Origin of the sequence: Acetobacter fabarum (genome assembly GCF_011516925.1) — a bacterium.
Taxonomy (GTDB): Bacteria; Pseudomonadota; Alphaproteobacteria; order Acetobacterales; family Acetobacteraceae; genus Acetobacter; species Acetobacter fabarum.
In genome coordinates this window covers 156,403-176,681 of sequence record NZ_WOTG01000004.1, presented here as the reverse complement: position 1 = coordinate 176,681, position 20,279 = coordinate 156,403, and the positions used below count along the sequence as shown (strand labels likewise).

Here is a 20,279-nt window from a genome sequence, read left to right as displayed (position 1 = left end):
AAACGCCGTGGCCTTACCCGGAACGTCAAAGCCCGCGTGCCAAAGCCTGTGGCGTACAACGGTATATGGGGGTTTGGCGGCCATATGACCAGCACAAAAACCCCCACAGACCATCCGGCCTGCCCTCCGGCCCGGCAGAATGCCGGACTGGCGGGCAAAAACCGGAAATTAGCGGCGCAGACCCAGACGCGCGATCAGCGCTTCGTAGCGGCTCTGGCTCTTACCACGCAGGTAGTCCAGCAGGCTGCGACGACGGCCAACCATGATCAGCAGACCACGGCGGGAGTGGAAGTCCTTCGCGTGGGTCTTGAGGTGGTCGGTCAGGTTGTTGATGCGCTCGGTCAGGATTGCAACCTGCACTTCGGGGGAACCCGTATCGCCCTGGGCGGTCTGGTATTCAGCAATAACCTCGGTGCGGCGTTCAGCGGTAATCGACATCACATGTCTCCATCAGAAAAATGTCATAGAATGCGTACTGGCTTGAGCTGCCCATCTTCCAGGCGGCCAAGGCCAAGCACACGCCCTGCGTCCATGACACGCACGGTCCCCGAGGCATCGGTCTGGGGGATACGTCCCATCAGATCCAGAAGGCTCAGAGCCCGCCCGTGGCGCAGAAGAACAGATTCCTCCTCAGTCAGGGCCAGCGCCGGGATGTCGGCCAGCGCGGTCTCGACCGGAAGAAGCAGTTCCGCAGAAGCATGGGCGTTGTCGTCGTTTGGCGTGAGTTTGTCCAGCATAATTGCATCGACCTCAGTAAAAGGCCCCACGCGCAGGCGGCGCAGCACCGCAATATGGCCAACCGTGCCACATGCCAGCGCCACATCACGTGCCAGTGCGCGCATGTACACGCCCTTGCCGGATTCGACCTCGAACACCGCCGTATCCGCATCGGGGCGGGCGATCAGCTCAAAACGGTCCACACGGGCGGGGCGGGGGGGCAGGTCTGGCGGGCGGCCATCACGCGCCATGTCATACGCCCGCTCGCCCGCCACCTTGAGGGCGGAATACACCGGGGGCACCTGCATGATGTTGCCCGTAAGCGCAGGCAATGCCGCGCGGAGCTGCTCATCCGTAGGGCGCACATCCGATGTAGCGGTTACTGCGCCATCGGCATCATCACTATCGCGCGCTTCGCCCATACGCAGGGTAAACTGGTAAACCTTGGTGCCGTCCATAACATAAGGCACGGTTTTGGTAGCCGTGCCAAAAGCCAGTGGCAGAAGCCCGGTTGCCAGCGGGTCCAGCGTGCCACCATGGCCCACCTTTTGCGCATCGAACAGCCGTTTGGCCCGCCCCACTACCTGTGTGGAGGTCATGCCCGAGGGCTTGTCCACTATAAGCCAGCCGTTAAGTGGCCGCCCGCGTCTGCGTCGCATATCAACTCCCGTATGCGGGGGAGCGCGCGCCACACTGGCCTGCACAGCTCCCGGTTACCGCCCCGGACCCACCCGGCGCACACCAAGGGCTGCATCTAGCCGAGCATGCGCCCCCCTGCAATGCGCCCGTGCAATGCTGGGCTGACGAAAATGCCTGACCATGGAAATTATTAGCAAACTCAAGACCAAGATGGCACACCCCGCCCAGACCGCGTACCATGCGGGCCAGCACTCACCATGTCGGGACTAGCCAGCCCGGCATGGCCTGTCTTAATGTTGTCACAAACAATGACCCAGCAAACAGATCCCTCCCCCCCCACCGCCACGGCAGAGCCTGCCGCGCGGCCCGCCTGGTCCTTGCAGACCGGGCCGCACGGCCCCTGCCTGAGTGTGCGGGGCGCGTGGACTGTGCCCAATGGCGGGGTCCTGCCCTTTACGGCGGCGGATATTCCGCCCCCTCCACCCGGCACCACCAGCCTGAGCATGGATACGGCGGGCATTACGGCGTGGGATTCGTCCTTTATTTCCTTCCTGTGGGAAGCCAAGCAGGCGGCGGCCAGTGCCGGGCTGGCGTTTGAGCAGGACGGCCTGCCCGCCCCAGCCCAGCGCCTGCTGGCCCTGCTGCCCCCCAACCCCGCGCCCCCTGCGCGCCACGACAGCCACAAGCAGAACCTGCTGGAAAAAACCGGCGACCTGACCCTTGGCACCCTGAACGAGACCGGGGTTGTTGCCTCCCTTGCGCTGGACACCACACGCGGGGCCATGCACGCCCTGCACGGCAAAAGCCGCATGCGCACCAAGGACCTGATTACGGACCTGTGGAACGCAGGCCCCAATGCGCTGCTGATTGTAGGTGTGGTCAACTTCCTTATCGGGGCCATTCTGGCTTTTGTGGGGCTGGTGGAACTGCGCCGCTTTGCCGCCGAGATTTATGTCACCAACCTTGTGGGCATTGCCTGCGCGCGTGAGATTTCGGCTATCATGACCGCCATTATCATGGCCGGGCGCACGGGTGGGGCATATGCGGCCCGCATTGCCACCATGCTGGGCAATGAGGAAATTGACGCCCTGCAGGTCTTTGGCATTCCCATTTCGGGCTATATCCTGCTCCCCGCCATTCTCTCCCTCTCGCTCATGATGCCCCTGCTCTACCTGTACGGCACGCTCATTGGCATTCTGGGCGGGTTTGTGGTGAGCATGAGCATGATGGATGTCTCCCCCGTAGGGTACTGGATTTCCACCGTGAACGGGGTCGAACTCAAGGAGTTCGTGTTCGGGTTTATCAAGGCCTTTTTCTTTGGCAGCTTTATTGCCCTTGCCGCCTGCCGCGTAGGGCTTAAGGCGGGGCGCAGTGCTGCCGATGTTGGCATTGCCGCCACCCGCGCGGTGGTTATTGGCATTGTCGGCATTATCGCCATGGATGCGGTGTTTGCCGTTATGGCCAACGCGCTGGGAATCTGAGCAATGGCCGAGAGCGATACCCTTATTTCCGTGCGGGACGTGGAACTGTCCTTTGGCCCCAAGATTATCCAGCAGAACGTCTCGTTCGACCTCAAGCGTGGTTCCATTTTTGCCGTGATGGGGGGCTCGGGCTGCGGCAAGAGCACCCTGCTCAAAAGCCTGATCGGGCTGCTCCCCCCCACCACCGGGCGGATTCTGGTTGGTGGGGAGGATTACTGGGCACAGGACGAACACCGCCGGACCCAGATCAACCACCGCTTTGGCGTTCTGTTCCAGTCCGGCGCGCTGTGGAGCTCCATGACCGTGGGCGAGAACGTGGCCCTGCCCATGGAAATGTTTACCGCCCAGCCGCCCGATGTGGTGCGCAAGCTGGTGGAGCTCAAGCTCGGGCTTGTGGGCATGGAACAGGCGATAGACCTGTTCCCATCCGAGATTTCGGGCGGCATGCGCAAACGCGCAGGCCTTGCACGCGCCATAGCGCTGGACCCCGATATTCTGTTTTTTGATGAACCCTCCGCAGGGCTGGACCCCATTACCTCCGCCCGGCTGGATGACCTGATCCTGACCCTGCGCGACGGGCTGGGCGCAACCATTGTAATTGTCAGCCACGAACTGCCCAGCCTGTTTGCCATTGCCGATGATGGCATTTTTCTGGACGCGCGCACCCACCGGCCCATAGCCCACGGCTCCCCGCGGGACCTGCGCGACCACAGCACCATTCCCGAAGTCATGGCATTCATGAACCGCTCCTCCACCATCCCCCCGACTGATGAGACAAAGGCTAACCAGCATGTCTGAGAGCACAAACCGCAAAACCGTTATCGGGGCCTTCGTGCTGTTGGGCGGCTTTCTGGCCCTGTTCATTGTCATGGCCTTTGGGCATATGAGCTTCCTCTCCCCCTCGCGCGAGGCGGCGGTGGTGTTCCAGAACTCCATTACCGGGCTGTCCGTTGGCGCGCCGGTCAACTTCCGTGGGGTCAAGGTTGGCACGGTCAAAAGCATTACCCTGCGCTTTGACCCGGCCGACCACAAAGCCTACATTCCCGTGGTGCTGACGCTGGAGCCAGACCAGATTCACGTGGTCAAGGATGTACCCGGCGGGGACAAGGTGAGCATTCAGGAACTTATCGGCATTGGCCTGCGTGCGGAGCTGAACCTGCTCAGCTTTGTCACCGGGCAATCCAATATTGAGCTGGACTTTGACCGCTCGGTGCCGCCCGTGCTGCACCCGCGCATTACCAGCCTGCCCGAAATTCCCGTCCGCATGTCGGCCGTGGAAAAGCTGAAGGATTCGCTGGGCCAGATTCCCATAAAGGAAATCAGCCACCATGCGGATGCCGCCCTGCTCTCCGTCACCCAGCTGAGCGACAGCCTGAACCGTGACCTGCCCCCCCTGCTGCTGAGCGCCAAACAGACCACAGACCTCTCGCACGAGACGCTGAAAACCACGACCGAGGCCATAAAAAACCTGCAAGCCAAGCTGGACGTGACCCTGAGCAAAATGGACCAGCTGATGGAAACGGGGAACACCCAGCTTAACGCCCGCGGGGCGGACCTGCACGCCACACTGGCCTCTGCCACCAAAACGCTGGGCTCGTTGCAGGATATACTCTCCCCCCGCTCGATCGACCGCGCCAACCTGGACGCGGCCCTGCGCGATATTGCTGCCTCTGCCGCATCCTTGCGCGGCTTCTCGTCCGATATTGAACGCAACCCGCAACTCCTGCTGATGGGACGCCGCCCATGACCCCCGCGCCACGCCGTACGCTGCTTGCCGTTATGGCCTGCTGCTCGCTCCTGTCCCTTGCTGGCTGCGCGTCTCCCCCGCTGCGGCTGTACACGCTGGGCGTGCCATCGGACGCCAATATAGGCGAGCCGCACCTTTCCTCCCGCGCGGCCACCATTGCCATCAGCCGCGTGATCCTGCCCGATTATCTGGACTCGCAGGACATCATTACCCGTCAGGGCGAGGAAATCCTGCGCAGTGCGCGTGCGCGCTGGGCCACGCGCCTGTCCCTTGGCGTGACCGACCTGCTGACCAATGTGCTGTCCAACAAACGCCCATCCGAACTGATTACCGACCAGCCGCTGGCCGATGTAGCCACCATGCGCGTGCAGATTGATATTTCGCGCTTTGATGTGGACACAAACGGCGTGGCCACGCTGGATGCCACATGGGCCGTGCTACCGCGTGACCCCAACCTGCCGCTCACGCGCGAGCGCACCCACCTTGTTGCCACAGGGGATGTTGGCTCCGCGGCCGAGGTCGCCTCCCTTATGCGTGGGCTGGTTATCCGGCTGGCCGAGCGGGTTAACGCAACCATTCCCCCCGCGCACTAAGGCCCGCATGCCTTAAACCTTACCCCGCCCTGCCCCACACCAAATGGGGCAGGCAGGTTACTTTTTACCGTTTTTTGCACCGGCACCGTGGCACCGGGCCAAAAGGACGGTAAAGTGCCCCCGCATTGATCCAGACGGGCATGAGGGGAACAGACCAAGGTGGCTAGGACATTCTGCGTGGTTGGGGCCGGGTTTAGCGGCGCCGTGGTTGCCCGGCACCTTGCCAGTCTGGGCCACAGGGTGGTTGTGGTGGACGAACGCACGCATCTGGGTGGCAACTGCCACACCGAGCGTGACGGGCAGACCGGCATTATGGTCCACCGTTATGGTCCCCATATTTTCCATACAGCCAACGAGCGCGTGTGGGCCTATGTGCAGCGCTTTGGCCAGTTCCGCCCCTATATCAACCGGGTCCGGGCCATAGCACGGGGGCAGGTGTTCAGCCTGCCCATCAACCTTGCAACCATCAACCAGATGTTCCGAACCACATTTGGCCCCGCGCAGGCTCGCGCCTTTATTGCCAGCAAGGCAGACCGCTCCATAACCAACCCCCGCACCTTCCGTGAGCAGGCCTTAAGCATGGTCGGCCCGGAGCTGTATGAGACTTTTTTTGAAGGCTATACCCGCAAGCAGTGGGGCTGCGAGCCAGATACCCTGCCCGCCTCCATTCTCAAACGCCTGCCGCTGCGCTTCAATTACGACGACAACTACTTCAACCACCCTTATCAGGGCATGCCAGAAGCCGGGTACACGGCCATTGTGCGCAACATTCTGGCCGAGTTTGCACAGCGCATAGACATCCGTCTGGGTGCTGCGTTCGAGGATATGCCCGAAACCTTTGACCACGTGTTCTACACCGGCCCGCTGGACCGCTACTTTGGCTTCCGCCTTGGACGGCTGGAATACAGGACGCTGGATTTTGAGCGCTTTGTCAGCCCCGAACCTGATTATCAGGGCACGGCGGTCATGAACTATTGCGATGCGGACGTGCCCTACACCCGCATTGCCGAGCACAAGCATTTTGCCCCATGGGAACAGGCACAGTTTGAGCAGAGCGTCTGCTTCCGCGAATACAGCAGAGCCGCACAGGCAGCCGACACCCCCTACTACCCCATACGCCTGACCGGCGAGCAGCCCCTGCTGCAAAAGTATGAGGAGCTTGCCCGCGCCAGCACGGGTGTTTCCTTCCTCGGGCGGCTGGGCACCTACCGCTATCTGGATATGGACGTCACCATCCACGAGGCCCTTCTGGCCTGCGAGCAGATTGAAAGCATCCTTGCCAGTAATGGCGCGCAGGCCCTGCCCGCCTTTTTTGCCCCCCAGCCCTGAACAGGGGCAGGGCCACAGCCCAAACCGGGTTGCAATTACAGGCTATGCTGGCAGAATGCGGGCATTAACCGCGCCATGCCCGCTTTGTTTTATGGCCTTTGCTCAGGACCACAGATGCACAAGTATTTCATCAGCCTCGAAAGAACTCCACAGCGGACGGAGCGGTTTTTAAAAGCCAATGCCCACATCAAGGACCTGGAATGGATGCCCGGCATGGACGGCAAGACGCTGGACCGGGACACCATTATCAGCAAAGGGCTGATGGAGCCGAACTGTGGCTTTACGGCTGGAGCCATCGGGTCGGGGCTGACGCATGTCAAACTCTGGGCCAAGGTGGCGCAGAGTGGTCAGCCTGCGCATATTTTTGAAGATGACGCTTTTCTGTGCCGCAACTTTGAAAGCGAAAGCGACCGGATTATTGCGACCCTGCCCCATGACTGGGACATTATCCTGTGGGGCAACAACTACGACAGTATTCTGGAGTTTGAACTCCTGCCCGGCATTACGCAGTGCGTTGCCATTTTTAACCAGGACACCGTGCGGCAGGGTATTCCCGACTTCCTGAACATGGATGTCTCCTCCAGCCCGTTCAGGCTGACACAGACCTTTGGCATATGCGGCTATGCCATATCCCCCCGTGGGGCCACCCGCCTGCTTGAGCGCTGCCTGCCGTTCAAATCGGTCGAGGTGCCTTATGTCGGGCTTGGCCGCCTGCTGACCAGCACATCCGTTGATCACCTGATGAACATCCATTACCGGGACCTCAAGGCCTACACCACCCTGCCCCCGCTTTGCCTGACAGATAACGACGTAGCCCAGAGCCTGAACAAGTAAAACGCTCCCCAACAGCCGGGCCAGCCAGCCCAGAACAGGGCATGCAATACACGGCGCGCACATTGGCAACACTGCCTTTGTAGAACAATCTGTATTGCCCTGTTCTGGCGGGGGGTTGCGCGTTTTTGTGCCTACATAAATACAGACAAATACCCTGATATTTATTTTTAAACGTATATTTTGTAGTTTTATTTTTTATAGTTAACCATTGTAAAAAATTTTCAAGCCGTGATTTTGCGTATATAAGAATGAAAATAGTATAGACAGGATGATATACATGAAACAAAAATTTCATAGAATATGGTTCGGGGACAAGAAAATCCCCCATGCGTATGAAGCCTTCTGGCAGGCATGGCAGCGCCAGCATCCGTCATGCGAGTTTATTACATGGACCGACAAGGATCTGGAAAAACTCACCATTTCCCATGAAAAACTGAAAAGCTTTTCCAGCCCCGTATCCCGGGCGGACCTTGCGCGGTACGAGATCCTTTACCAGCACGGCGGCATCTATATCGACTGCGACATGATGCCCTATAACCATATGGATCTTGAAGACATAACAAAGCAGCTTACCATCTGTAATGAAGATGGTTCTGAAGAATACTGCTCCATCGGCTTTATTGCGGCCCCTCCCGGCCATGCCCTTTTCCATGACCTGATCCAGCATATTATTCACACGGATATAGACGAAACAAAACCCAACATTACAACAGGCCCGCACCTGTTCGGCCGTTATCTGAAAAAACACCCCCACAAGCGCCTGCCAACCGCTGCGTTTTACCCCTACCAGTACAATCAGCCGTTCTCCTCCATTTTTGCCAAAAACCTTGATTCCACCTACGGGATTCATGTGTGGGGCGGGGGATGGCTCTCCCCCGAGGTAAAAAAGGAAAGAATAATCGCCCTCATCAAATCAGGGGATATTGAAGAAGCCCGTAAACTGGCAGACATGCTGGACGGCATTGATGAGCTGAAGAACATCATTCATGGCATTCACAGGCACAGGGAACAGACCCTGACATCTGTCATGGCCATTGAACAGAATGTTAACTTCAATGACAGTGACGCAAAACTTTTTGAAATATCTAAAGTTCTACACTGGATTTTCAAAAACCACCCCGACAAGGTAATCTGGCAGATTGGTGCGGCAGATGGCGTTCTGGTGGACCCGATCCGCAATGTCATGATCAACGCCAACCCGCATGCGCTCCTCCTGGAGCCCAACCCCTATATGTTTGCGTTTCTGGCCGAAAATTACAAAAACAATACAAACACCAATATCATCCAGCGCGCCTATAGTCTGGACAAGCAAAAACTCACCCTGAACGCCATAAACCCGCAAAAGGTCAAGGAAGCAGGTCTGCCGGGCTGGGTTCTTGGCATCTCCTCCGTTTACAATGACAAGAATGCCATTGGTGGACTGGGCGGAACGGACGAACAGACGACCAGAAAAATCCATACATGCATTGAAAAAATTGAAGTTGATGTTGTCGGCTTTGATGAGCTTCTGGCTATCTCCAATGCGGTTCCCCCTGATGTGCTCATTATTGATGCCGAGGGAATGGATAAAATTATTATTGACGACATTTTTGCCCATAACTGCCGCCCCATGGTCATGCATTTTGAAATTCAATGCATGGAACCGGGCAACATACAGGAACTGGTTGCCACGCTTAACGACCAGTATTTTCTCCTGCAGTTCGGGAACGATGTTTCCGCCTACCGGAAGGATGTGCTGATGGAGTATGCCAAATCCATTTATGTGGAAAACGGCTTCCAGACCATTTTCCAGCCCGGAATCAATGTTCTGAACCTCCTGCAAAAAGCATAAACAGCGCCACAACACAAAACGGGATAAGCACGTTACAGTCTTATCCCGTAACGGCCCGCCACATGCGCGGCAATACACACATATTTCCTTGATATTTTTATATTCTGGACTTCCCGAATGTATTATAAAACCCCCATACTAAATGGGGTCATTGGGAATGGTGAGCATGATTCAGGAAAAAAATATTTCCAAACCGGATATTTCTATCGTTCTCAATATCCATAAAGAAGCCAATTTTCTCGCACGCACGCTTATTAACCTCGAAAGCTGCGTGCGTCACGCACAGCTCTCCGGCCTGAGCTGCGAGCTGATTGCCGTTTTTGATTCCAGCGACCAAGAAACCGAAACCGTTTTCCATAACAACAGCCTGCACGACCTGTGCCCCGTAACATGCCTGCATGTTACGCACCGCTCGCTCGGCCTGTCGCGCAATTCGGGCATTGAAGCCGCCAGCGGCACCTGCGTGCTACTGCATGATGCGGACGACCTGATTTCCTTCAACGCGCTGGCGGCCCTTTATGCCGATGTGATGCAGGGCGGAAAATTGGCTGTCAGGGTCTGCCAGTATCTGTTCTCGTTTGGCACTCAGAACCACATTATCGAATACCCGGACAGTGACGCCACCTCCCCCTTGCCATTTGTTGGCACACACCCTTACCTGTCCTGCATCATGTTCCAGCGCAGTCTGTATGATAACGTGCAGTTTGTGGACCATTCCCTCGCCTCCGGTCTGGCGTATGAGGACTGGCACTTCAATGCCACAGCGCTGGCGCTGGGCTGCACAATCCGCCCGACCCCGGACACCATCTTTTTTTACAGGCGGCGGGCCAGCAGCCTTTCCGTTCAGGCGGCAAGCAGTTCACCGGGGCAGATTGCACCGTGCATCCTGTTTGAGCCCCCCAATTTTCTACGTGTCAGCAAAGACAAATATCCGCTGTGGAAAACACAGGGCAAAGAGTTGCTGAAAACCTTTGGCTTCAAGCGGATTGGGGCTTTGAGCGACCCGGTCTTCTGGGGTCTGCTTTGTGCCGCCAATAAAATAGAGCCGTTGATTGACCCCTATGTGCTAACAGACAACGCCTTTATTTCCTCACTGGATGCCATGAACCCCGCCATAGGCGTTGCGTATTACGAGGCGTGTGAAATTATTCAGGACAGGACATTTACAGATGTCCTGCTTCTGCCCTTCCTGTCTGTTGGTGGTGCGGAAAAGTATATTTTTGAAATCATCAAAACGCTGGAGGCCCTGAACCCCCAGACCAGAACCCTGATTATTACAGGCGAAAAACCATCCACGCTGACAGACCTGGAACGCCTGCCCAAGCATATAACCATTGTGGACATGCCCGCACTGGCCCCGAACCTGAACGGGCATGAACGCAACCTGATTGTGCTCAAACTGATCCAGAACTGCGCAGACGGGGCGCGTATTCACATCAAGCCAAGCCCATTTGCTTATGGCTTTACGCAGATGTTCCTTAAGATTTTTAAAAACAACAAAAAAATATTCTACAGATTTTCTGATGAAAAATCAGGCTCCGACTATTTTCCCATCTACAGGAACTTCTTTACCACGGCAGTGCCCCTTCTGGATGATGTGGACTTCCTGCTCTCTGACAACAAAAACATCATTAACAACGATTTTTACTACGTTGGCACAAAGCACCAGAAGTGGAAGCTGCTTTACGCACGCCAGCCCAGCCATACATCCCCCCAGGCCATACAGGCCAGCAACAGCCAGCCCCAGACCCGCATCCTGTGGGCCAGCCGACTGGACGCGGAAAAAAAGCCGGAACTGCTGGTGCCCATTTCCAAACTCCTGCATGCACTCTACCCACAGGCCCAGATTGATGTGTACGGCATTAACGTTCTGGGGCATTTTGACACGCAGGTGTTCGAGGCACTCCCCAATATCAGTTACAAAGGCCCCTTCTCCGATTTTATCAAGGTCGCGTCTCAGGGGTATGCGTGCTTCCTTTACACCAGCGGTTTTGACGGCCTCCCCAACGTGCTGCTGGAGGCCATGTCTGTAGGGCTGCCCATTGTTGCGCCTGCCGTGGGCGGGATTGATGAAGTGATTGAAAACGACGTCACCGGCAAACTTATCCCCTCCACAACCCTGACAGATGAAGACCTGATAACCGCCTACGCCCATGCCCTGAATGAGCTGCTGTGCAACCCCGAGCAGCGCGTGCAAGTAGCCTTGAACGCCCTGAACAAGCTGGAACGCCAGCACGGGCCGGAACAATACACCAGAAATATCGAAGCCCTTTTCGGGGAAAGCCCACAGGGTTGATACCTGCAGCCCGCCACATCCGAACTACTTTTTAAAACCAGCAAACTTTACCAGACAGAGGCAACAGAGCCATGACAGCCAACACGCAGGACGACAAGCAGGAACACTCCGTAGAGTTCCTTTTGTACAATGAAAAAAGACTGAAAAACAATTTTGCAGAGCTACAGAAGCAGCATCTTCTGGCCTTGCAGAAACTGCGCGCAACCGAGCAGGCCCATGCCGTCCTGCAGGAGCAGGTTAACGCCATTCATGGCAAGATTGATGCCTTCCGCAAAGGCTATCTGGACCTGCAAAAAGAACGGGATGATCTGGCCCGCACGGTTGCCATGCTCAAAGCCCGGTAAGTCACAACCGGGCACGCGCCACAGCCTGCCTGCGCCACCACCGGCCCCCTTGCATCCAATGATTGGCTTGGGCAGCAATGCTGAGTATAATCCAGCCTTCTAGTCCTTTTATGGCGAAGTGAGCTCGTGGCACGTATTCTTCTGACTGGTGGCGCCGGATTTATTGGCTCCCATACTGCGGTGGCACTTCAGGGCCGTGGGCACGATGTTGTGCTGCTGGATAATTTTTCCAACGCCTCCCGCTCGGTCCCTGCCCGGCTCAAGGAAATTACAGGGGTGGACTACCCCGTGCATGACGTGGACATCCGCGACATGGACGCCATGCAGCGGGTTTTTGCCGCAGAACCCTATGATGCCGTCATTCATTTTGCCGCACTCAAGGCCGTGGGGGAAAGTGAAGAAAACCCCCTGCACTATTTTGATGTGAATGTTGCAGGAACATTAAAACTGCTCACCGCCATGCGGCATGCAGGCGTGGGGCGCATTGTTTTTTCGTCTTCCGCAACGGTTTATGGCGCGCCAGAACACTGCCCCATAGCAGAAAGTGCCCCCCTGCACGCCACCAACATTTACGGGCGTACAAAGCTGATCATGGAGGATATGATCAGCGACCTCGTGCGCACGGGTATGCTGTCCTCCGCGTTTTTGCTGCGGTACTTCAACCCGGTAGGCGCGCATCCTTCTGGCCTGATCGGGGAGGACCCACGGGGCGTTCCCGCTAACCTGATGCCTTATCTGTGCCAGGTTGCCGCCAGACAACGCGACCATCTGACCATTTTTGGCTATGATTACCCAACGCCAGATGGCACAGGTGTGCGCGACTACCTGCACGTCATGGATCTGGCCGAAGCCCATTGCGCCGCAGTGGAAAAAGCCCTTGGCACCGAGGGCACCCACGCCGTTAATCTTGGCACCGGCACAGGGTATTCTGTGCTTGAGCTGGTTCATGCGTTTGAAAACGCAACCGGGATCAACATTCCCTACCAGATTGGCCCACGCCGCCCCGGCGATGCCCCTACCTGCTACGCAAACCCGGCTCTGGCCAGAACCATGTTCGGCTGGTCTGCCAAACGCACCCTGCTCGATATGTGCCGGGATTCCTGGCACTGGCAATCCATGAGCGCCAAGATCAGGCAGCAGGCCTGACACACACATCCGCCGCCGCAGGGTGGTTTGCAAATGATCATAAAGAATTGGGCAGGATTTAAATAATGGATATCCGGATTTATGTTTATCATCATGCTGATGCGAATATAAATAAAAACCGTTATTTTGAGCCCATTCAGGGTGGCTGCTCCATTGCCGATACAAAATTTGCAGGCATGATCGGGGATGATACCGGCGACAATATTTCTGCCAGAAACAGGGACTGGGGCGAACTGACCGCCCTGTACTGGATATGGAAAAACACACGCCACGACTATGTGGGCCTGAATACTGAAAAATCCTACCTGAATTTTTCCGAGCATGGCCGCCAGCAGATTTCTCTGCTGAACAAGCAGATGGATTTTATTGATTTCTGTTCACAGAATATCGAAGAGCGCTGTTCCCAGCATAGGTTTTTGACCGCCCCCATTACCAAAATTCACCCCCCTTCCGCAGCATCCGATATTCAGACATTTTATGAAAACTACGGTTTTGAACATGACCAGCAGGACCTTGATCTGCTGCTCACACTGATCAAAAACGAGTTTGCCGCGTATTACGAAACAGCACTGATTACCGCACACATAGACACAAGATTTCATGATGAAAATATCCTCATGAAACGTGATGTATTTGATGAATACTGCACCTTTGTTTTTTCAGTTCTGTTTGCGTTTGAAAAAGTCATCGACACTTCCGGTCGCTCTCCGTACCAGAAAAAAGTGTTCAGGTTTCTCTATGCTTTCCTCAGCAATGTTTTTTTAATGAAGCATTTCATGCATGGGAACAAAGAAGCGTTTTTTCAGGCTGGGGAAATTATTGTTCCAAAATTTGCCAAACAGTACAGCATCAATGCGGCCATCTGTAACCCGGAGCCTGCAAAAACCCCCATTGCGTATGGCAGCACCATACATATTGCCATCTCGTTTGATGACAATTACGCAGAGCATGCTCTTGTCGCGCTGTACTCCCTGCTCAGCAACACCCAAAATGGCAGCCACATCCATTTTCATGTCCTGCACGACCAGAGGCTCAGCCCGGCCAACATCCACAGGACACAGCAGACATTCCCTGGTTCAAAGTTCAGTTTTTATGATGTCAGTGCAGACAGTTTTTCCAATTTTCTGCCCCATAACAGGCAGCATATCAGCCGCAACACCTATTACAGGCTGATCATGCATGAGGTGCTGCCAGCAGAGCTGAAGCGCCTGATCTATGTTGATCTGGATACGATTTTCTGTGACGACATAACGCTCTTGTGGAACATGGACCTCAAGGGGAAAATCCTTGGCGGGTGCATGGATGAAGGCGGCATAACCCATTCGCGCAAGCTATTTGGGCGCAATTACAACACCAACTACATCAATGCCGGTATTCTTGTTATTGACCTTGCCGCTGCCAGAGAAAAATACGGGAACCTCAAATTCCTTTATCTGGAATCCTTTGTAAAAAACATCAAAAGCATCACCCTGCAGGATCAGGACATCATCAATATTGCCTTCAGGGACGATATTCATATCCTGCCCCTGCGCTGGAACGCGGGGGGGCGCCTGTATAGCCATAATGAGCAGGATGTCGCCTATACCGATCAGGAGCAGGATGATGCCGCCACCAACCCGGCAATTGTCCACTTTACGGGCGAGGCCAAACCCTGGGTTGCGTCGTGTGAGCACCCGCTCAAGGAGTTGTATTTTATCTATCAGGCCAGACTGCGGGAGCAGGCCGGGGGCTAAGGCACCCCTACCTGCGGCCCGCCCGCTTGCCACCGCGGCCCCTGCACGCAATACACACAGCCATGCAATACGCCCCTCTCCACCATTGAGTAGGTGCGCGCCAGCAGTTAAACTGATAACAGTGTGACTGATTAACCATTCCGGAGCCCACCAGACATGAGCGAGACTGTAACCGGCGCAAGAGAAGCAGATGCTGCCGCAGCAGTTCCCAGAGCAGACGCCCCCAAGTCCAAGCGGAAACTGATGATGGCGGGCGCTGCCGGTCTTGTTCTCCTTATTGGCGGTGGGGTGTTCTGGGAAAAGGACAAAATCTTCACATCCAAGCTCAAACAGAACGTGGGCAGCAAGGCCGAGGCCGCCATGCATCCGCCGGTGCTGCTGGGTATTCCGCCCATGGTTTCCAACCTCGACACATCCGGTGGTCACCCGGTTTATGTCAAGCTGACCGCCAAGGTGGAAATCAGCGGTGTGCCTAACGAGGCCGCATTGCAGGACCGGATTGCGGAAATTCAGGACGTGTTCCAGACCTACCTGCACGAAACCCGGCCGCAGGATATTCGGGGGAACGGCATTTACAGGCTGCGCGAATCCATTCTGCGCCGCCTGCGCGCACAGCTTGCCCCCCTGCAGGTGACAAACCTGTATCTTGTTGAATTCCTTGTCCAGTAAAGCTCTCCGGCTTCTGACACCCGCTCAAACCGACACCCCTCAGGAACCGTAGCGACAGACCACATGCAGGATGTAGACGACACAGCATCAGGGCCCGGGAACCACGAACCCGAAGCAGACGCCGCACCGGACGCCCCGCATACGGAGGAGGCGCACGACCCCGCACAGGAGCAGGCCACCCAGGCCAGTGCGCCTGAAAGTGGTGCCGCACCCGAGGATCACACACCCGATGCCCCAGCCGACACAACGGCTGAGCACACGGACCCCGCGCCAGAACCCGGCACGGCAGACGCCCATGCGCAGGACGATGCCACCGCCCATGATGCGCAGGACGCCCACGCGGAACAGGGTGAACAGGGCGAGCATGAAGCCACCCCCGAGGAAGACCCGTTTGGCAGCCACCTGCTGGACCAGTCGGAAATCGACAATCTGCTCGGCCACACCTTTGGCGGGTTTGAAGAGCCGGAAGAAACCGGCATGGAGCGCGTTATCAAGGCCGGGTTCGTGGCCTATGAACGCCTGCCCATGCTGGAAATTGTCTTTGACCGGCTTGTGCGCATCCTCTCCGCCACCTTGCGTAACTTCACCAATGATAACGTTGAAATAACGATCGAGGGCATTCGCTCCCTGCGTTTTGGGGACTACATGGGGGCGGTTCCCTCCTCCTCCATGTTTGCAGTGTTCAAGGCCGTACAGTGGGACAACTACGGTCTGGTGGTTGTGGACTCGGCCATGTCCTACTCCATTATCGACATTCTTATGGGTGGGCCGCGCGGCGTTGGGCATGCAGGTGTGGAAACACGCCCCCACACCGCCATTGAACGCGCGCTGATTGAAAAGCTGATCACCCTCACGCTCAACGACCTGTCCATTGCGTTCAACCCGGTCTGCAATGTGGACCTTACGTTTGAGCGGCTGGAAGTCAGCTCCCGGTTTGCCGCCATTGCCCGCGCTTCCAACGCTGTGGTGCTGGCCAAACTCCATATTGATATGGAGGACCGCACCGGCAACATGGACCTGATCATTCCCTACGCCACGCTGGAACCGGTGCGCGACCAGCTTTCGCAGCAGTTCATGGGCGAGAAATTTGGCCGCGACTCCATCTGGGAAGACCACCTGTTTTCCGAGATTCTGGAAACAGATGCCCAGGTTTCTGCCGTGTTTGATGAAAAGATCGTCCCACTCTCCGAGGTACTGAACCTCAAGATCGGCTCGCTCATGACCTTCCCGCACAAGCAGGGCGCGCCCTTCCCCATCCGCCTGCAATGCGGGCAAACCCCACTGTTTGATGGCCGTCTGGGCAAGCTGGGCAACAAGAACGCGGTCAAGATCCAGCGCAGGCTGGTCCCGCCGGAAGAGCACCACCTACCACCGCCCCTTGGCGTGCCCCCGCAGCCACCCCACCCACCCGCAGCAAACCCCACACCGGATCAGACTGGAGGATCTCCTGAATGATGTTCACACAGATCCAGATGATCATTGAGATCACGCTCTCCGTCTTTCTGTTCCTTGGTATTATCTACAGTTTTTACCTCGGGCGGGTACTGGGCAACCTCAAGCGCGACCGGACCAGCCTGTTGGAACTGGTGGACAAGCTTGAAAACAGCGTTAACCAGGCCGAAGAAGGCGTGGACAAGCTGCGCGTGGCAGGGGAGGTCAGCGGCCGCCCCCTGAGCCGCATGATCGAACAGGCCAAGGTTACCGGCAGCGAGCTGGACGACATGGCCACCAAGGCCGATTCGGTAGCCGACCGGCTGGATTCGGTGCTGACACAGGTGCCCTCGCAGGAGCGGCGGATGGAAAGCCTGATCGAACAGGCCGAAACCGCACGGCTGGCCATAGAGGAAACTCTGGAAAAGCTGCAACAAGCCAGCCAGACAGCCCAGCAGACCGCGCAGGAACTTGTGCAGTCGGCGCTGGAGAGTGCAACGGCTGCGCAAAGTGCCATAGCCAAGGCGGTGGAGCAGCAGTCATCCACAACGCCGGACCAGCCAGCCCCCACCCAGTTTGCAGACACGCTGGACATGCCCATGCCCGCAACCCTGACCAAAGAGCGCCCTTACCTGCGCGCCCTTGGCAAGGGCCAGAGCACCCCGCCCGAGCGTGAAAGTGCTTAACGTTTAAGGGCCGATATTAACGTTCCGGCAGAAAGTTCCATCCGATTCCAGCCAAAGCCTCCTCCCTTTAATGGGCGGAGGCTTTTTTTATGCCTTGTGGAGAATAAGCAAAAAATGGCGGATAACTGCCACTCCTTCCGCCACCATCTGCTTTTTGTGACCATGTTCTGGCCCGGTGGTGGATTTTTTTTTACCCACCCCTCAAAAAAAAATGATCGCGTTAACCTTCTCTTAGCCGTTCGGGGGTTTATTCATCCTTGAACACGGGCACTAAGCCCACTCGAAATGGAGATCACAACGTGAGCCTTTCTATTAACACCAACACCTCTGCAATGGTTGCTCTGGAAACGCTGAACGCGACCCAGACCCAGCTGAGCGCCACCGAAAACGCAGTTTCCACCGGCAAAAAAGTTGCTAACGCTTCTGACAGCCCGGCTGCTTTCGGTATTGCTTCGCAGATGAACGGCAACATTGCCGGTCAGGGCGCAGTGAACGACGGCCTGTCCTTCGCTTCCACCGTTGTCAGCTCCACCAACAGCGCCGCCAACCAGATCCTTTCCGTTCTGGCTGAAGTTCAGGCTGCTGTGACCACGATCGGCAGCAACGAAGGTAGCTCCACCTCCCTCGCTCAGATCAACACCGAAATCACGGGTTACCTGAAGCAGATCGACACCATTGCAACCAACGCCACCACCAACGGCGTGAACCTGCTGGTCAGCTCCGCTAGCGCATCCACCACGGGTTCCTTCAACGGCATCACGGCTGCAAGCGTTGTTTACGTAACCGGTCTGCAGGGCAGCACGGCTACCATCAGCAACCTGTTCAACATCATCAACGGCGTGAGCGGCGTGACCGGCACGGGTTCCACCGCGTCCCTGTCCGAAGCTCTGGGTCTGTCCACCGGCGTTGACACCAACGGCCTGGCAACCGCCAACGGCTTCCTCACCACCGATGGCAGCCTTGCTGCTTCTTGGGGTGGCGCATCTGGCTCCTTCGACCTGACGAAAGCCATTGCAGCCGTTCAGAAAGCCATCACGGCTATGACGAACGTGACCTCTGAACTGGGTCAGAACACCAAGAACATCGCCAACATGACCACCTTCGGCCAGACGGTTTCTGACAACCTGACGACCGGCGTTGGCGCCCTGACCGATGCTGACATGTCCGCAGAAAGCGCAAAGCTGACCTCCCTGCAGACCAAGCAGTCCCTGGCAATCAAGTCCCTCTCGATCGCCAACGGCCAGTCCCAGAACATCCTGTCCCTGTTCCAGTAATCCTACTGATACAGTTGACGAAAAGTGCCCTCGGCGAAAGCCGGGGGTATTTTTTTGCCCGGACCACAACGCACTGGTCCTTGGGCTAACCCGTAAGTACGCAGGCCAGCCTGCCCCTCCCCTACGGCGCACGGAAACACCCGCCCCCTTGGTGGCCACGGGCCTTCCACTTCCCACCCAAAACACGCAATTCCCCCTGCCAGAGCAGACGGTGCGCTATCACGCGTGCATGGGGTGTATTTTCTGGATTATCTGCCCAAGGCAGCAAAGTGGGCCGGGCGGCAGGCCCGGTTATGGGCCACGCCTCCCCAGCCAGCGCATCAGGGGGCTGTCTGCACCGCCACCGTGTTGCGCAGCATGGCATAAAATGCCGAAAAGATTTTGTGCATCTGGGGAATTTTGTAGGGGAAAACGGCCTGATCATCACAGGCATGAATGATCAGCGCGTTGGACAGTTCAAACACCAGCAGTTTGCCATCTCTGGTTTCGGCACAGTCAAAGCCAAAATAGTCCAGCTTGACCGCATCATAAATACCGTTCAGGGCCACAGCATGCCGCTGGCCAAACTCCTGATCAAAGTGGAGCATGGCGTGGGCTTCCTCCCCACGGCGGGCGGCAAACTCTTTCATTTCCCTGTAGGGGTAATGCACCATCCAGTGGGTGGAAATACCCATATGTGCCAGATAGGCTTGACCCTCCACCATCACCACGCGGTATTTGCGGTAAAGCTGGTCGTCCGATGCGTAGTTGACAAAATTGGCGACAAAAAACAGCTCTGCCCCAATATCCGCCAGATAGGCGGCAAGGGCCTGCGGCTGGTCTATCCGGCTCAGGCCAATGCCGCCATGCAGCCCAAGGGGGCGCACAATAAACGGGTAGGCCAGATTAAGGCCCAGAGATTCCAGCGTAGTATGCCCGGCGCTTAACCGCTCCAGTGTGGCGCGCTCGACCCGGTATGTCTGTGCCATGTGCAAACCCGGCACAGTGTGCAGCAGGTCAAACGCCGCAGAGCGGGAGAGCTGGGGAATATACTGGGGCTTGTTCAGCACCGGCACCGGGCTGTGTGCCAGCACCTGTGCCAGTTGCTCCAATACGGGGGTATGGGTGTCCCCCTCCCCAACCGCAACAAACACGAGGTCATGCGGGGGGAGTGTCTGCGGCCATGCCAGACCGGGGCCAACATACACCACATCCATGTGAACGGGTGCATTTTCCAGAATACATTCTATGGGGGTGTTGGCGGTCAGGTCTCCGGGGGTTTTAACCACCAGCAGGCGCAAAGCATCCCGCCCTGCATGCGCGAGGTTAAAAACCTGCTGCACCTTGAGTGCTTCGGTCAAGAACGCCTCGGCCTGCTCTGGCTCAAAGGTCAACTGCATGACCAGCGCCAGATCGAGCAGTGTTTGCGCCGTTGGAGCCTGCGCGGCCTTTTGGAGCAGTTCAGTCCGGTAATGCGTAATATCCTGCCCATGCAGGGACTGCCGCAGGAGCGGGGACAAACCAAAAGCGTTCATGTTTATACTCGGCTA

General features: G+C 56.8%; 18 protein-coding genes. 15 read left to right on the top strand and 3 right to left on the bottom strand.

Annotated elements, in window-relative coordinates:
* Positions 1–168 precede the first annotated feature (168 nt).
* Positions 169–438, bottom strand: coding sequence for a 30S ribosomal protein S15 (rpsO, locus tag GOB83_RS07740; protein WP_086647025.1), 270 nt, complete (start codon positions 436–438; stop codon positions 169–171).
* Between the two features lie 23 nt (positions 439–461).
* On the bottom strand, positions 462–1,376 hold the full coding sequence (truB, locus tag GOB83_RS07735; RefSeq protein ID WP_165925686.1) for a tRNA pseudouridine(55) synthase TruB: 915 nt from the start codon (positions 1,374–1,376) through the stop codon (positions 462–464).
* Between the two features lie 288 nt (positions 1,377–1,664).
* On the opposite strand from truB, the gene GOB83_RS07730 reads away from it, so the two are divergent.
* The 15 genes from GOB83_RS07730 (at position 1,665) to GOB83_RS07660 (ending at position 18,750) form a co-directional block, all read left to right on the top strand.
* Complete coding sequence (locus GOB83_RS07730; RefSeq protein WP_095350016.1) at positions 1,665–2,837, top strand: MlaE family ABC transporter permease; 1,173 nt, start codon at positions 1,665–1,667, stop codon at positions 2,835–2,837.
* A 3-nt stretch (positions 2,838–2,840) separates the two neighbouring features.
* On the top strand, positions 2,841–3,635 hold the full coding sequence (locus GOB83_RS07725) for an ABC transporter ATP-binding protein (RefSeq protein ID WP_086647022.1): 795 nt from the start codon (positions 2,841–2,843) through the stop codon (positions 3,633–3,635).
* Positions 3,628–4,584: an MlaD family protein gene (locus GOB83_RS07720; protein WP_086647021.1), complete on the top strand. Its 957-nt coding sequence runs from the start codon at positions 3,628–3,630 to the stop codon at positions 4,582–4,584. Before GOB83_RS07725 ends, GOB83_RS07720 begins: the two co-directional genes overlap by 8 nt.
* Positions 4,581–5,177 carry a PqiC family protein gene (locus GOB83_RS07715; protein ID WP_095350015.1) on the top strand — a complete coding sequence of 199 codons (597 nt, stop codon included), beginning with the start codon at positions 4,581–4,583 and terminating at the stop codon, positions 5,175–5,177. The genes GOB83_RS07720 and GOB83_RS07715 overlap by 4 nt, the downstream gene beginning before the upstream one ends.
* A gap of 159 nt (positions 5,178–5,336) precedes the next feature.
* Positions 5,337–6,506 carry a UDP-galactopyranose mutase gene (gene glf / locus GOB83_RS07710; protein ID WP_095350014.1) on the top strand — a complete coding sequence of 390 codons (1,170 nt, stop codon included), beginning with the start codon at positions 5,337–5,339 and terminating at the stop codon, positions 6,504–6,506.
* Between the two features lie 114 nt (positions 6,507–6,620).
* Positions 6,621–7,340, top strand: coding sequence for a glycosyltransferase family 25 protein (locus GOB83_RS07705; RefSeq protein ID WP_095350013.1), 720 nt, complete (start codon positions 6,621–6,623; stop codon positions 7,338–7,340).
* A gap of 277 nt (positions 7,341–7,617) precedes the next feature.
* Entirely contained in the window at positions 7,618–9,171 is a 1,554-nt protein-coding gene (locus tag GOB83_RS07700; RefSeq protein WP_165925685.1) for a glycosyltransferase, read from the top strand.
* Positions 9,172–9,337: 166 nt separating this feature from the next.
* Positions 9,338–11,467, top strand: coding sequence for a glycosyltransferase (locus GOB83_RS07695; protein ID WP_165925684.1), 2,130 nt, complete (start codon positions 9,338–9,340; stop codon positions 11,465–11,467).
* Positions 11,468–11,538: 71 nt separating this feature from the next.
* Positions 11,539–11,811, top strand: coding sequence for a hypothetical protein (locus tag GOB83_RS07690; RefSeq protein WP_165925683.1), 273 nt, complete (start codon positions 11,539–11,541; stop codon positions 11,809–11,811).
* A gap of 126 nt (positions 11,812–11,937) precedes the next feature.
* On the top strand, positions 11,938–12,957 hold the full coding sequence (gene galE, locus GOB83_RS07685; RefSeq protein ID WP_165925682.1) for a UDP-glucose 4-epimerase GalE: 1,020 nt from the start codon (positions 11,938–11,940) through the stop codon (positions 12,955–12,957).
* A gap of 65 nt (positions 12,958–13,022) precedes the next feature.
* Positions 13,023–14,690, top strand: a complete 1,668-nt coding sequence (locus tag GOB83_RS07680; protein ID WP_165925681.1) for a DUF4422 domain-containing protein — start codon at positions 13,023–13,025, stop codon at positions 14,688–14,690.
* Positions 14,691–14,846: 156 nt separating this feature from the next.
* The gene (locus GOB83_RS07675) at positions 14,847–15,359 is read left to right on the top strand and encodes a flagellar basal body-associated FliL family protein (RefSeq protein ID WP_086647012.1); all 513 of its coding nucleotides are present in this window, start codon (positions 14,847–14,849) and stop codon (positions 15,357–15,359) included.
* 63 nt (positions 15,360–15,422) lie between these two features.
* Positions 15,423–16,814 (top strand): flagellar motor switch protein FliM, encoded by a 1,392-nt coding sequence (gene fliM / locus GOB83_RS07670; RefSeq protein ID WP_242005777.1) that lies wholly within the window; start codon positions 15,423–15,425, stop codon positions 16,812–16,814.
* Complete coding sequence (locus GOB83_RS07665) at positions 16,811–17,476, top strand: DUF6468 domain-containing protein (RefSeq protein ID WP_086647011.1); 666 nt, start codon at positions 16,811–16,813, stop codon at positions 17,474–17,476. Before fliM ends, GOB83_RS07665 begins: the two co-directional genes overlap by 4 nt.
* Positions 17,477–17,775: 299 nt before the next feature.
* On the top strand, positions 17,776–18,750 hold the full coding sequence (locus GOB83_RS07660; protein WP_086647010.1) for a flagellin: 975 nt from the start codon (positions 17,776–17,778) through the stop codon (positions 18,748–18,750).
* A gap of 320 nt (positions 18,751–19,070) precedes the next feature.
* Here the strand turns inward: GOB83_RS07660 and GOB83_RS07655 are convergent, their stop codons facing one another.
* On the bottom strand, positions 19,071–20,264 hold the full coding sequence (locus GOB83_RS07655) for an ATP-grasp domain-containing protein (RefSeq protein WP_165925680.1): 1,194 nt from the start codon (positions 20,262–20,264) through the stop codon (positions 19,071–19,073).
* Between the last annotated feature and the right edge of the window lie 15 nt (positions 20,265–20,279).

Coding starts and splice junctions, on each gene's coding strand:
- rpsO (WP_086647025.1), bottom strand. CDS start 438: ATGTCGATTACCGCTGAACGCCGCACCGAGGTTATTGCTGAATACCAG.
- truB (WP_165925686.1), bottom strand. CDS start 1,376: ATGCGACGCAGACGCGGGCGGCCACTTAACGGCTGGCTTATAGTGGAC.
- GOB83_RS07730 (WP_095350016.1), top strand. CDS start 1,665: ATGACCCAGCAAACAGATCCCTCCCCCCCCACCGCCACGGCAGAGCCT.
- GOB83_RS07725 (WP_086647022.1), top strand. CDS start 2,841: ATGGCCGAGAGCGATACCCTTATTTCCGTGCGGGACGTGGAACTGTCC.
- GOB83_RS07720 (WP_086647021.1), top strand. CDS start 3,628: ATGTCTGAGAGCACAAACCGCAAAACCGTTATCGGGGCCTTCGTGCTG.
- GOB83_RS07715 (WP_095350015.1), top strand. CDS start 4,581: ATGACCCCCGCGCCACGCCGTACGCTGCTTGCCGTTATGGCCTGCTGC.
- GOB83_RS07705 (WP_095350013.1), top strand. CDS start 6,621: ATGCACAAGTATTTCATCAGCCTCGAAAGAACTCCACAGCGGACGGAG.
- GOB83_RS07700 (WP_165925685.1), top strand. CDS start 7,618: ATGAAACAAAAATTTCATAGAATATGGTTCGGGGACAAGAAAATCCCC.
- GOB83_RS07695 (WP_165925684.1), top strand. CDS start 9,338: ATGATTCAGGAAAAAAATATTTCCAAACCGGATATTTCTATCGTTCTC.
- GOB83_RS07690 (WP_165925683.1), top strand. CDS start 11,539: ATGACAGCCAACACGCAGGACGACAAGCAGGAACACTCCGTAGAGTTC.
- GOB83_RS07680 (WP_165925681.1), top strand. CDS start 13,023: ATGGATATCCGGATTTATGTTTATCATCATGCTGATGCGAATATAAAT.
- GOB83_RS07675 (WP_086647012.1), top strand. CDS start 14,847: ATGAGCGAGACTGTAACCGGCGCAAGAGAAGCAGATGCTGCCGCAGCA.
- fliM (WP_242005777.1), top strand. CDS start 15,423: ATGCAGGATGTAGACGACACAGCATCAGGGCCCGGGAACCACGAACCC.
- GOB83_RS07665 (WP_086647011.1), top strand. CDS start 16,811: ATGATGTTCACACAGATCCAGATGATCATTGAGATCACGCTCTCCGTC.
- GOB83_RS07655 (WP_165925680.1), bottom strand. CDS start 20,264: ATGAACGCTTTTGGTTTGTCCCCGCTCCTGCGGCAGTCCCTGCATGGG.